Raw genomic sequence first — 13,218 nt, forward strand, 5'->3', positions numbered from 1 at the left:
CAGGTCTTACCAGAAAATGAAAACTAAACCAACTATGCCTTTTTTAAAGCAAACTTTTGCCTTTGTCATTATTTTCCTGATTTCCACAGTAGCATTTGCCCAAAACAAACCTCTAATAGGACAAGTGCTGGATTCTCTTGACCGTCCCATAGCCTATGCCAATGTGGTGGCCATCAATCAAAGCACCCAGAAAATCGGGGGCTTTGGAATAACCAATGAGGAAGGGCGATTCAAGATCACTTTGGCTCCGGGTTCGGAATACTTGCTACGAGTCTCTTTTGTGGGATATAAGCAGTTTGAAAGACTTATTTCAGACTGGGATTCGGAAGTCCAAATGCAAATTGTTCTCGAGCAAAGCGATACGGAACTTGGGCTGGTAGAGGTAGTTTCGGAGATGCCCGTAACCATGAAAGGGGATACTCTGACTTACAAAACCGATGCATTCACCACGGGCACCGAGCGAAAACTGGAGGATGTACTGGAGAAACTTCCGGGTTTTCAGATCGATGACAATGGTGACGTAAAGGTCCAGGGGAAGAAGGTGGACAAGGTGCTCGTGGATGGAAAAACTTTCTTTGACGGGGATACCAAACTGGCGACCAAAAACCTTCCGGCCAACGCGGTGGATCGGGTTCAGGTCTTAAAAAACTTCAATGAAATTTCTCCGATCCGAGGATTGGACAACGACGAAACGCTGGCGTTAAACATACAGCTCAAAGAAGGAAAAAAGAACATGGTCTTTGGTGACCTTACTGCAGGCGCAGGCCCTCAGGAGCGCTACCTCGGACATGCAAATACTTTTTACTACGCCCCCAAACTCAACCTCAACCTGATTGCGGGTACCAACAATGTGGGCGAGCAGACTTTTACCCTCCAGGACTATTTCCGGTTTAGCGGAGGTATGGCTGGATTGGGAGGTAGGACAGGATCAAGGGTTTCTCTCAGTGCCGATGATCTGGGCATTCCAATGGCTACCAGGGATAATGCAGCTTCCCTTGAAACCACACTCGGAGCGTTCAATTTTAATTACACACCCAGCAAAAAATGGAGGCATTCCGGTTTTCTGATCGGTTCATCTTCTGATAATAAACTTGGAAGCTCTTCACTTCGGACTTATCTGAATTCAGGGGAAAACAATCAGGAATTGCTTACTTCTGCGAGTCGGGTGGAGAATCAATCCGGCTTGCTCAAGTATGGTCTGACCTTTACTCCCAAGGAAGAAACTTATTTCAAATACAGCTTCTTCGGAAAGCTAGCAGATATCGAGAACAGCAATTTCCTGAATTCCAATTTTGGTCAAATCGAGCAAAATCTAGCAACGGTCCAATCTCGAACTCCTTACAGTCTGCAACAAAAAGGGGAATGGTATCATGCCCCTTCCGAAAAGCGGGTTTACTCCATGGAGGTAAACTGGGAGAAGAAATTCTCAGATCCGCTTTACGATTTGACCACTAACCTGAAGCCGTTTGTGAACTTGCTTCCTATTCTGGACGGAGAGAGCTACCAGTTTCTCCAGCAGCAGGAAATCAACACCAGGACCATTGAAGGGGCCTTCAATTATTACCACATTCTCAACTCGACCAATCACCTGAATGGATCTTTGGGCTACCAAAACATTTACCAAGGTCTAACTGGAACCTTGAATCAAGTGGGTTCGGAAGAGGTTTTCGAAGAATTTGAAAACGACAATGAATACGGCCTCCAGGATATCTACCTCGGTCTGACCTACAAAACCAAATGGAAGAAATTCATACTCAGTCCTTCCGTCTATCTCCACAGATACGCCTGGCAGGATCGACAACTAGGAGAGGAGCTGAGCTACGACAAAGTTCTGGCTTTACCCGGATTTTATTCGAAATGGAGCATAAAGACCAACAAATCCCTTACTTATCGCTTCCAATCCGAAGCCAATTTCATGGATATCCAGAAGTTGGCCCAAGGCTATGTGATTCAGGATTACAATGCCATTTTCCAGGGAAACCGATTCTTGGACAATGGGCTCTTTTATACCCATACCCTGGATTACACCCATTTCGACATGTTCTCCGGGCTCAACATCTTTGGAAATCTCAACTGGCAGCGCAAGCATGATGAACTTATCACGACGACGGATTTTGCGGGAATCAACCGACTCCTTTCAGTGCTGAATGTGGAACCTGTCAATGAAACTCTCAACGGGGATGTAAGACTGGACAAAAGGTATAATAAATTCAAATTTGAAGCGGGAGGGGGATGGAATGCCTTCTCTACCAACCTCGTTCTCGATGAAAACCCTACCCGAAATGAGCAGTTTTCACAGACTTATGATTTCAAGGCCACGACCACCTTTTTCAAAGTTTTGGAGGTGGACTTGGGCTACTCTTTCACCGCCAATGCCTACAATTCCGGGGAAATCAAAAACACCTTCACCACCCACAGTCCCAAGATCGAAATCGATTTGGACATCTGGAAAGGACTTAAGCTAAATGCAGATTACACTTACAACTCTTACTTGAACAAGGCCAGTGGAATTCGAAGTGATTTTGAGTTTTTAAATGCTTTCTTGAGCTATCAGGGTAAATCCAGTCCTTGGGAATTCCGAATTTCGGTTTGGAATATGCTTGATACCCGCTCGATCCGCAGGGACAGCTTCAGCGAAAACCTGATCAGCACTTACGCCTATTTGGTTCAGCCCAGGTATGGTTTGCTGACGGTGAAATTTGACCTGTAAGAGTAGAAAAATGCTCTATTGGGTATAGAAAGAGAAACAAAAAAGGCTTGGAATTACTTCCAAGCCTGATTTTTCAATTTTTAGAATTTTTTTTCAATTAAACAGTCGCTACCAATTTCACGTCAAGTTTCACCTCATCGTAAATCATCTTGTCTGCAAGATCTTCGAAATAGCTTCCTGATCTGTATTTGATATCGAATTTGGTACGGTCAAAGGTAATCTGTCCGGTTGCAGTCATTTTGTTTCCAGCTACGCTTACTTTGGCAGGGAAGGAAACTGTCTGGCTGATGCCTTTGATGGTCAATGTTCCGGTGATGGTGTAGTCTGTTCCGTTGCTGGATTTTGCATCGGTGATTTTGAAAGTGGATTTGTTGAATTTTTCCACGGAAAAGAAATCATCAGACTTGAGGTGGTTTGTTAGGTTTCCTTTGGATTTAGGATCTGTCAAATCTTCTACGGTCAGGTTGACCATGTCCATCTCAAATGAACCTCCGGTGATTTTGCCTTTAGAATAGTCAAGATTGGCGTTTGAGATGGGCACATATCCCCAGTGTTCGCCGGTTACTTTCGCAGCTTTCCAGGTTACGGTGCTTTCGGTTTTGTTTACTGAAACAGGTGGAGTAGCGTTTTCGCTAAAGGTAAACAGTGCACTGAATGACAGAATTAATGTCGTAATCAATTTCATAAGATTTAAATGGTTTGGTTAATTAAACTTGGTTTTTTAAACAATCTCTACTCTTTGACTTTTTTAAAGCCAAATTGTTTAACGGACAAATTCGATAAGGTTTGTGATACTGGATAAAAGGTCAATTTTCAGGATGAAATTGGCTAATAGGGGTGTGAAAAGTCAGGTTTAGGAAATTTAGATTGGTTTTGGAAACAATAAACTTTTGAAAAAGGGTGACGAAAATCAATCAATAGCAAACGGGTTTTTACTAAAATAGGATAGTATTTGAAGTTCAGATAGTGGCTCACATAAAACCGCATACTCATGAAATCACTTTTGATTATTCGAATTTCTCTACTGTTCCTCTCCACTTTTTTGAGTTCCTGTGGGCCTGTTTTGTATTCTACAATTGGCCAAAACGTCCCTTTGTTTCAGGAGAAGGGAGAGTTTTCCGGTCAGGCAGCCTATTCCGTGGGCTTTGGTGCTTGGGATTCAGATGGGATAGGGCTTCAGGGAGCCTATTCGGTTTCCGACAAAGTGGCTGTAATGTCCAGTTTCTATTCCTTGAAAGGCGATGATCCTTATGCTGATGATGAATGGGAAGGAAGTGGTTCCTATTTTGAACTCGGAGGAGGGCTATTTGGAGGAGATGCGGAAAAACTGTTTCTCTACGAAGCTTTTGCTGGAATTGGCACAGGTAGCATCCAAAACAAATCACGCGTGAATCAAGGGGAGTATATCAATGTGAAATTCCTCAAGCCCTTTTTTCAGCCGAGTGTTGCATTTTCATCCCGATATTTTGACATCGCCTTGACTCCTAGGATTGCTTACCTGACTTATACCCAAAAGGACGATTTCAATTTTGTTCAAAATGGACAACAGATCGACCCTGGTGTGTATTTCGATCAAAATGACAATCAGATTTTGTTTGAACCGGGACTAATGATCCGAGGGGGACTTCCCGGTGTCAAGTTGGAGCTTCAGTATAACTATTCCACCCTTGGAGAGCCAATAGGCGATTACACCCTGGTAAATGACAGTTTTTTCTCGATTGGATTGAGGTTTCTAATCTCAAATAGGACTACTCCTAAACAAAAGCTGTAAGTCAGGATTTAGCCAAAATCCCAAATTCGACTTTTCCATGTCCATCCGGTGTGGTATAGAAAGGTCTTCGTTCGATCTCATAGTTTTTGTCCGGTGCAATTCCCAAGGTATGGTAAATAGTCTGGTGAATTTCTGCGATTTTGATCGGGTTTTCGATGGTTTTGCAAGGACGCTCATCGGCAGTTTTTCCAAAGACATGGCCTCTCTTGATTCCCCCGCCAAACATCAGTACGGAACATCCATCAGTAAAATGCCTGTGCATGCCGTAGTTTTTCATGTCTTCGATAATATCCGGTACTTGCACCTGATCCTGAACTTTCAAATCAGGCCGACCTTCTGTCAGCATATCGCGGCTGAATTCACTGGCTACGATGACTAGGGTCCTATCCAATTTACCGCTTTGATCCAAGTCTTTGATCAGTTGGGCGATCGGACTGTCGATCAGTTTCTTCATGTCCTTTAGGCGGGTGTTTCCGTTGTCATGGGTATCCCAGCCAAAAAACGGCTCATACTCAGTTGTCACAGTAATGTACCGAGCGCCTTGGTCGACAAGCCGTTTTGCCAATAAGCAACCCAACCCAAACTTCCCGGTGTTGTATTTGTCATAGCTTTCCTTGGGTTCCTGACTTAGGTCAAATGCCTTTGCTTCCGGGGAATTAAGGAGCATGTAGGCCTGTTCCATGGATCTTTTAAGGGATTCCTTTTGATAATCAGACCCAAATTCCCCCATCGGGCCTGCGGAAATGAGCTCGTTGTAAAGTTGATTTCTGGATTCAAATCGCTTGGTGTCCATCCCCACAGGAGGTCGGACGGCATCCAATCCAGCTGTGGGATCAGGAATCAGGAAAGGGCCGTATTCTGAACCCAAAAATCCAGCACTGTGGAAAGCTTTCAGTTCTTCACCTTCGCCCACAGTGAACCGCTGCCCGATATTGATGAAGGGAGGAATGACCGGATTCAACGCGCCTTTTTCTTTGGCAATCCAGCTTCCCAAGTGAGGGACAACCACAGATTGTGGCGGTTCATAGCAAGTATGGAAATGATATTGATGTCGGGTATGAAGAATGTGTCCCAAGTCAGCAGCTTGGTAGGATCGGATTAAGGTTCCTTTATCCATCACTGAGGCGATATTTTCCAGACCTTCGGAGAAGAAAATCCCGTCCAGTTTGGTTGGAATCGAAGGGAAAGTACTTAGGACTTCTTTGGCCTCCATTCCTTTTCGGAAGGGAGTGAATTTCTTTGGATCAAAGGTCTCGGTATGAGCCATCCCTCCGGCCATAAACAACAGGATCACCGAGTCCGCAGTAGTTGGGATTTTGTTTTCACAGGAGGAGAGCAAGCCCGCCAAAGGGGCTCCCATTCCCAGGGTTGCCATCGCTGCAGCACTGGTTTTTTTGAGGAAATCGCGTCGGGTTTGGAGAGTTTTCATTGTGGAAATTCGTTGTAATTTCTGTGGGTGAGGTCACTCACAGGGGAATCAATAAATCATTTGAAATTCTGGCAACAGGAATACAGCCCAGAGGAAGTCCTGTACTTCTGAGGCTTCGGGTTTTTCACCGAAGGCCTTTTTTGCAACCTCAAGTTCTTTTTCACTTGGTGTTCTGAGTAACGCTTTTCCGTAAAGGTCCCTCGTAAGTTTTTCCGGATCGGAGTAATTCTTGGCCCAATCCTGTCCTCCTTTTTCCAGTGCTTTGTTGAGTCTCTCGCCGTTGCTGAGTTCCAAAGCCTGCAGTAAGCTGGCTTGAGAATCTCTGCTGGTGGAGACTATTTCTCTGTTTGGTCGACCCAAAGCAGTCAGGAATGAATTATTGGCGACTAGGGAGGCCCGGTCAAAAGGAAGTCCGGTTTTGGCTTCCGGGATCAGTTCATAAGGGCGGAATTTGACTTCGGTGGAATCAAATAAGGGAGCTGAAAGTCGGCTTACTGCATCGGAAAACTGCTCTGCGGTCAGTCGTCTTCTCACGATTCCCTGAAATTTGAAGTCCTCGGCTAGCAGTTTTTCAGGTGATTCCACTGCGATGGATTGGCTTTGGTAAATTTTGGAAGAGGCAATCTGTAAAATCAGGTGCTTTAGGTCGTAACCATTTTCCACAAAATCCACTGCCAACCAATCCAGCAAATCCTGGCTCCAAGGGAGATTGTCCATCTCGTCCACCGGTTCAACGATTCCTCGGCCCATCATCTGTTTCCAGATTCGGTTGACAACAGTTCGATACATCCGTCCATTGGCAGGTTGAACCAGTTGGTCGGCGAGTTGACGGAGTTTTTCTGCTTTTGCGGCAGTACTATCGATGGATCCCAATTCTTCCCAAAGGATTTTGGTTTGGGCCATTTTGCCGGTCGGTTGCTCGCAACGGCTGACTTCCAGGGTGGTGTCGGCAAAGATATTGGCAAAGGCATACGCTTCTTCCAGCTTCCAGTCGCTGATGAAGCTGTCATGGCAGGAGGCGCATTTCAGATTCAATCCCAAAACGACCTGTCCTACATTTTGTGCAGCCTGCATTTCTGTGCGTTGGGAAGCGTTTACAGTCCCTCTCCATCGAATTCCTTCGATGAATCCTTTGGATTTCTCGTTAGGGTTGAGCAATTCTTTGACAAACTGGTCGTAGGGCTTATTGTCCCTGATGGAGGTGTAAAGCCAATCCGTGATGGCAAATCGACCCTTGGTAATGTAGCCGGTTCCGGTGTAGTCATTTCGCAGGGCATCGTTCCAGAATGTGAGCCAATGTTGTGCAAAATCATCGGTTCGATTTAGGAGATTTTCTGCCCAGATTTTACGCTTATCTGGGTTTGGATCTTTTTCAAATGCGGCTAATTCTTCGGGTGATGGAAGTAAACCGATGATGTCAAGGTAGATTCTTCTAAGATAAGTTCGGTCGTCGACGGTCTCACTCCAGCTGAGCTGATTTTGCTCAAAATACTGATCGACCAATCGGTCTATCGGGTTTTCCAATCCAGCCTTGGCTGGAGGCAAAGTTGGTTTTCTTGGAGCAAGTTCAGCTACGAGATAGATCGACTGTTGCTCTACACCATCCGGCCATGGTGCTCCTTTTTCTACCCAAAGCGTGAGCAATTGGATTTCTTCTTTGCTTAGAAGTTTTCCCTTGGACGGCATCACATCGTCGTGATTTTTTGACAGGGAAATTCTACGGATCAGGTCACTTTCACCGGGATTTCCGGGTACAATCACCTCACCGTTTTCTCCTCCCGCAAATACATACTCCTTTTCATCCAAGCGAAGATCGCCTTCGATTTTAGCGCCGGAGTGGCACTTGTAGCAATTGTGAGCGAGGACAGATCTCACATTGGTGACCAGCTTGATTTCCTGATCGGGGGAAAGATCTGAGGTAAACGTCGCGAGGTCAATGGTTAGAGATTCAGGTGCTTCAGATTCTGTATTCCAAGGCAAAACTTCAGTTAAAAACTCCTCTCCGTGGGTCAGGGAAGCACCAAAGTGACCAGCTAACCCGACACCTAATCCAGAGATGAACAAGAAAGTTCTAAACAGTTTTATGGTGGAGGGATTCTTTTCAATTGTAGACTTTCTGAGAAAATACAATAGAATCAGACTTAGTCCGGCAGTAATAAAACCAATTTGTTGATGCAGGTCTAGGGTTTCACCGGTTACGCCTTCACTATCAGCCAATAGCCAGCCAAATAATGCGGATAAAATGGCGCTAATTCCGCCCGTTAAAACCAACATTTGAATTCCAGGGCGGAGCTTGGATTTAAATTCTTTCAGAGTAAAAAGCTCCAAAATGCCCGCGAAAATCAACAGGGAAATGGGGAAATGGACAATCATGGGATGCAGTCTCCCGAGTAATTGCCAAAGCCAAAAATAGGATTGTTCTTGCTCAGCCCCTTGGGCAAAAGAAGTAAAAACAGGAGTCAAGACGCCTAAGGAACTAGCAATCCACTTTTTGAAAAAGCTAGAAAACTTACCTGATCTACTGGAATCTGAATTCATCGTAATTGCCTGATACTTATTAAATGAAAGATTAGATCATCCGCTGTTTCTCCACTGAATACAATTAAACCCAAATTGTATTTTCAACTTGAAGAAACAAGCGGATAATCTTATCAATTTTTAAAATTCTATAAAATCAATAACCCGGGTTTTGAGTAATTGAAGGGTTGATTCGGATTTGGTCAGCAGGAATAGGGAACAATACCTGATATTCCTCAAACGTGTAATCATCTGCTGAGAATGGTATTCCTCCTCTGCTGGTGGTAGGCTTAGCCTTTTCACCTTGCCCATGCTTCACTAATACCGATTTAATTTGAGCAGGGGTTAAGGTCCTCTTTAGATCAAACCAACGGTGGTTTTCAAACGCAAGTTCAATTCTTCTTTCCTTCAATACAGCTTCTCTAAACTGATCTTTGCTGAGTCCACTTAGGGGAGCTAGTCTTGCGCGGATTCTTACCGAATTCAGGTATTCGAAGGACTCGGTAGTAGGGCCACTTTGTTCATTAATTGCTTCAGCAAGCATTAGCAACACGTCTGAGTAACGAAGGATAGGCCAGTTGTCATTGGTGACCCCTCGGATTGAGTGCGGATTATTGTACTTGTTGATGAAAGGTACCGGTACCCAACTTCCGTTGTTTGCGGTATACCCCTCCTTGAGCGAAACATCCTTTCGAGCGTCTCCGGGCTCATACAGCGCAATAAATTCATTGGATGGGATATTCCATCCACCACCATCTTGTCCTGGGAATTTAATTACTGCCCCTTGAGAAGCCAGAGGGGCAAAAGTGTAGATGAAGGAACTGTTAACCCCGAATGTATTTTCACCCTGATATTGACAATCCCAAATCGATTCCTTGTGATTTTTGTTCTCTGGCTTAAATACATCTGCATAGTTTGGCAGAAGCCCATATCCCAAAGTCAAAACAGGTTTTAGAATATTAATTGCCTCTGCATACTCTTTGCGCTGTAGTCTTACCCTTCCTAGAATACCATGAGCCGCACCTTTGGTGATTCTGCCGATCTGTGAAGCAGGATAAGAAGTTGGGAGTAAGTTAGCGGCTTCGGTTAAGTCAGAGATAATTAATTTGTAGACTTCTTCCTGCGGACTTCTGGCCAATTGAAATGCCTCACCTGGAGTTTTGATTGGAGCAGTTACAATGATGACATCACCGAATAACCTTACCATATCAAAATACAAATAAGCTCTGATTACTTTTAGTTCACCTTCGGAACGGTCTTTAATCGCTTGACTTGCCGTTGATGTTTTCAGATTTTCAAGAGTAGTATTGACGTTGACCAGAATATTGTAGACGTTGTTATAAAGTGAAGCGAAGTTGGGAGTGCCGGCATTATATTGCCAATATTCCAAAGCTTCCAAGGCAGGTCCTTGACCGCGGTTACCAACATTAAAGTGCAAGGTGGTATTGTCGCTGACAAACTCCGTATACTGCCAATGGTTATTGAAATAGCCTCTCAGCATTCCGTAGATTCCGATTACAGCTTGTTCAACTTCCTGGTCGTTTTCGTAAAAGGTACTGGATACAACTACTGTTGGGTCGGTTTTATCAAGGAAATCCTCTCCACAGGCACCAAGTCCCAAGGTTAAGATTAAGGCTTGTATATAGATTGATATCTTTTTCATTTTGTGTTACGATTAAAAATTGATGGTTGCTCCAAAGGTGAATGTTCTCGGTATAGGATAAGCCTCGTCATCAGACCCAATATTGACTCCCCCCCTTGCGTTCACATCAGGGTTGGTACCTGGGTAATCTGTGAACAGGAATAAATTCTCTCCACTAAAGAAGACCCTTGTTGGAAATTTGAAGGTGTTTTGAGGGATAGAATAGCCTAAGGTGACGTTTCTCATCCAAAAATGGGATGCATCATAAATGTATCTTGAGCTTGCTTCTCTTTCCCATTTCCAGGTATTTGAAGTTGGAATTATTCCATCTCCAGGCATTTCGGCAGATCTGAAACGATCGGTTGCAGCAGCTTGAAGAATGTTAAACACACCGTCCATATTCAAAGTAGTAGCCTCGATATTTCTCATCATATCGTAATTGAAGGCTCCATTGAATAGAATATTGAAATCAAATCCTCCCACATCACCGCCAATGGTCCAGCCTAGAATCATGGCAGGATGAGGATTTCCAATTTCAACCATGTCCTTGGTATCATATGAAATTACGCCGTCCCCATTAGTATCAGCATGTTTGTATACCCCGGGGATTGCACCGTCTTGTTTTGGCCAGTTTTTCACCTCTTCGTCTGTTTGGAACATTCCCACCTTCTGGTATCCATAGAGCATAGCCATCGGTCTTCCTACTTTGGAAACATTATATGTTCCGTAGAAACTTCCGCTCCAAATGGCATCAGCATCACCTCTTAATTCGAGAACTTCATTTCTGTTGAATGTGAGGTTTAGATTAGTTCGGAGGTTTACTTTGCTAATTCGAGTTCGGAAATCCAAACTAAGTTCGACACCAGTGTTTTTAACCTTTCCAACATTGCCCAACGACGTTGTAAAACCCGATGCAGCAGGTAGCTCCACAGAAAGCAACATGTCGTTGGTAAGACGATTGTAGTATTCTGCAGTCAAGATCAATTTGTTGTCGAACATGGCAAAATCCAATCCGATATCTGTTTGCTGAGATTGCTCCCAACCCAAATCACTGTTGCTGAAGTTTGAAAGTGTCAATCCATTGACGATGGTTCCTCCTAGTACATAGTTGGAAGCTCTCATCAAGCTTAGGCTGGAATAGTTACCTATCGCGTTGTTGCCAGTAATACCCCAGCTGCCTCTTAGCTTCATATCGGTAATCCAACTTGTCTTAGGGAAGAAGCCTTCTTCAGAAATTCTCCATCCGGCAGAGAATGCAGGGAAGTTTCCGTACTTATTATTAGTTCCAAAACGGGAACTGCCCTCTCTTCTAAAAGAAGCTGAAAAAAGATATCTATCGTCATAAGAATAGTTAGCCCTGGCCATATATGCCAGTAAGCTCCATCCAAATTCACCCGATGTGGAGGTGGTTCTGGTGGCTGCGCTCAGGTATCTGGTCTCATTGCTCGCAAAACCATTCCCGTTTCCTTGAAGAAATCTGGTGGTTTCAGTCTGTGCAGAGAAACCCAAAAGTGCGTCGATTCTGTGCTTATTGATCACCTTAGTATAGGTAAGCAACTGATCAGCTCCGACATTAAGGGTTTCCTGAGTTCTTTGAAGCAGAGTTGCTTCTCTTGGAGGTGGCTGGTTGAAACCAGCACCGGCAATTGTTGATGGCCTGAATTCCTGCTGGTCAGTTCCTAGGATGGTGGTATTTACAGCAGATCGAAATTTGAAGTCTTTCAAAAAGCTAAATTCTATAAATCCACTGGCTAAAATGTTATTGGTGGTTAACTTTCTGGTCGTTTCATGCAATTCCTGGACTACGTTAGCAGTTCCAAAAATCCCGTTGGTACCTCCGATATAAGAATTGAAAGTGCCATCTTCCTTATAGACAGGATAGCGAGGATCAGCCCAAAGTGCTCTACCTATAATGGCATCTCGACCACTAGTTGGTGCATAGTTTTCTCTTGCATGGGAAGCACTCAGATTCAAACCCATCATTATAAAATCATTGACCTTGCCGTCAACATTTGCCCGGAGATTGAACCTTTCAAAGTCAGTTTTGATGACTGCGCCTTCCTGCTTTACATATCCGGCTGAAACCAAAGAACGGATATCACCTTTTCCTGCCGTTAGTGTGGCATTGTAATTTTGGAATCTTGCGTTTTGGTTCATGATTTCATCAAACCAATCGGTGTTATACTTGGTCTCCTCTGGATATCGGAATTCTGCTGGTACTTCTTCTAGAGACGGCTCTCTTTTTTCAAAGTATCTAATTTTATCTTCGAAGCTTTCCTTTTTGAAAGTGGCAAATTCAACCCCATTCATCATTTTGGTTCTCCTGTTGTCAGGGACATTGGTAAAGCCTGAATTAGCAAAAAACTCAAATCCGACTTTCCCTTCCTTTGCGCTTTTGGTTGTGATCAGTACTACCCCATTTGATCCCCTCGCACCATAGATTGCAGTGGAGGCAGCATCTTTCAATACTGAGATACTTTCAATATCAGCGGGGTTGATATTTTGACCCAAAGAGTTTCCTATGGGGAATCCATCGACAACAAACAGAGGTGCACTACCTGCGCCCAATGAACCCAAACCACGGATGGTGATTTGCATTTCTTCACCTGGTCGACCGGATTGCTGCCGCACTTGCACGCCTGCTGCCTGTCCCTGAAGTAATCTGGAGACGTTCGTGGTGGGAACGTTTCCAATAGCTTCCATATTAATGACTGATACGGCAGAGGTAATGTCTGCTTTCCTTTGGGAGCCGTATCCTACTACAACCACTTCGCTGAGATCTTCCGTGGAAAGAGACAGCTCGACGTCATATTGGGACAAACCTGATTGTACCGCCATTTCACTGTCTTTAAATCCAATGAAACTGAAGACTAAAGTTTCACCTGTAGCGGCTTGCAAGGTAAACTTCCCGTCCGCATCAGTTATGGTGACTCTGTTTGTGCCTTTGATCATGACTGTCGCCCCAGGGAGGGGTTGTTGGTCATCAGCGGAAATTACTTTCCCGGAAATCGATCCTGTACTTTGGCCAAATGAGGGAAGGCAGGCAAAAAAGAATATTGCGTAGAGCAAATACTTTTTAAGTGTCTGACCAAAGGGTTGAAATTTTTGTTTCATAGCTTAGTCGTTAGTAGAATGATAAAATTGATAGT

General features: G+C 44.2%; 7 protein-coding genes. 2 read left to right on the forward strand and 5 right to left on the reverse strand.

From position 1 onward, the window contains the following. The first annotated feature begins 34 nt into the window (after positions 1-34). Complete coding sequence (locus tag D0X99_RS04910; RefSeq protein WP_158587674.1) at positions 35-2,710, forward strand: TonB-dependent receptor; 2,676 nt, start codon at positions 35-37, stop codon at positions 2,708-2,710. A 97-nt stretch (positions 2,711-2,807) separates the two neighbouring features. Here D0X99_RS04910 and D0X99_RS04915 read toward each other — a convergent pair whose 3' ends face one another. Beyond that, complete coding sequence (locus D0X99_RS04915) at positions 2,808-3,395, reverse strand: YceI family protein (RefSeq protein ID WP_119476539.1); 588 nt, start codon at positions 3,393-3,395, stop codon at positions 2,808-2,810. Between the two features lie 306 nt (positions 3,396-3,701). Here D0X99_RS04915 and D0X99_RS04920 point away from each other — a divergent pair, with 306 nt between their 5' ends. Next, positions 3,702-4,481 carry a hypothetical protein gene (locus D0X99_RS04920; RefSeq protein ID WP_119476540.1) on the forward strand — a complete coding sequence of 260 codons (780 nt, stop codon included), beginning with the start codon at positions 3,702-3,704 and terminating at the stop codon, positions 4,479-4,481. A 1-nt stretch (position 4,482) separates the two neighbouring features. Here the strand turns inward: D0X99_RS04920 and D0X99_RS04925 are convergent, their stop codons facing one another. The 4 genes from D0X99_RS04925 to D0X99_RS04940 all read right to left on the reverse strand — a co-directional run bounded on the left by D0X99_RS04925 (position 4,483) and on the right by D0X99_RS04940 (position 13,183). Further along, positions 4,483-5,910, reverse strand: a complete 1,428-nt coding sequence (locus tag D0X99_RS04925) for a DUF1501 domain-containing protein (protein WP_119476541.1) — start codon at positions 5,908-5,910, stop codon at positions 4,483-4,485. Positions 5,911-5,958: 48 nt separating this feature from the next. Then, a complete protein-coding gene (locus D0X99_RS04930) occupies positions 5,959-8,283 on the reverse strand; it encodes a DUF1549 domain-containing protein (RefSeq protein ID WP_233553675.1) in 2,325 nt (774 codons plus the stop codon). 301 nt (positions 8,284-8,584) lie between these two features. Then, positions 8,585-10,090 carry a RagB/SusD family nutrient uptake outer membrane protein gene (locus D0X99_RS04935; RefSeq protein ID WP_119476543.1) on the reverse strand — a complete coding sequence of 502 codons (1,506 nt, stop codon included), beginning with the start codon at positions 10,088-10,090 and terminating at the stop codon, positions 8,585-8,587. Between the two features lie 12 nt (positions 10,091-10,102). After that, the gene (locus tag D0X99_RS04940) at positions 10,103-13,183 is read right to left on the reverse strand and encodes a SusC/RagA family TonB-linked outer membrane protein (RefSeq protein WP_119476544.1); all 3,081 of its coding nucleotides are present in this window, start codon (positions 13,181-13,183) and stop codon (positions 10,103-10,105) included. Positions 13,184-13,218 lie beyond the last annotated feature (35 nt).

Source organism: Algoriphagus lacus (genome assembly GCF_003583985.1).
In the GTDB taxonomy this organism is placed as follows: domain Bacteria; phylum Bacteroidota; class Bacteroidia; order Cytophagales; family Cyclobacteriaceae; genus Algoriphagus; species Algoriphagus lacus.

What these genes read in the sequence shown, in the direction of transcription:
- D0X99_RS04910 (WP_158587674.1), top strand. Translation starts at nt 35, where the DNA reads ATGCCTTTTTTAAAGCAAACTTTTGCCTTTGTCATTATTTTCCTGATT.
- D0X99_RS04915 (WP_119476539.1), bottom strand. Translation starts at nt 3,395, where the DNA reads ATGAAATTGATTACGACATTAATTCTGTCATTCAGTGCACTGTTTACC.
- D0X99_RS04920 (WP_119476540.1), top strand. Translation starts at nt 3,702, where the DNA reads ATGAAATCACTTTTGATTATTCGAATTTCTCTACTGTTCCTCTCCACT.
- D0X99_RS04925 (WP_119476541.1), bottom strand. Translation starts at nt 5,910, where the DNA reads ATGAAAACTCTCCAAACCCGACGCGATTTCCTCAAAAAAACCAGTGCT.
- D0X99_RS04930 (WP_233553675.1), bottom strand. Translation starts at nt 8,283, where the DNA reads ATGATTGTCCATTTCCCCATTTCCCTGTTGATTTTCGCGGGCATTTTG.
- D0X99_RS04935 (WP_119476543.1), bottom strand. Translation starts at nt 10,090, where the DNA reads ATGAAAAAGATATCAATCTATATACAAGCCTTAATCTTAACCTTGGGA.
- D0X99_RS04940 (WP_119476544.1), bottom strand. Translation starts at nt 13,183, where the DNA reads ATGAAACAAAAATTTCAACCCTTTGGTCAGACACTTAAAAAGTATTTG.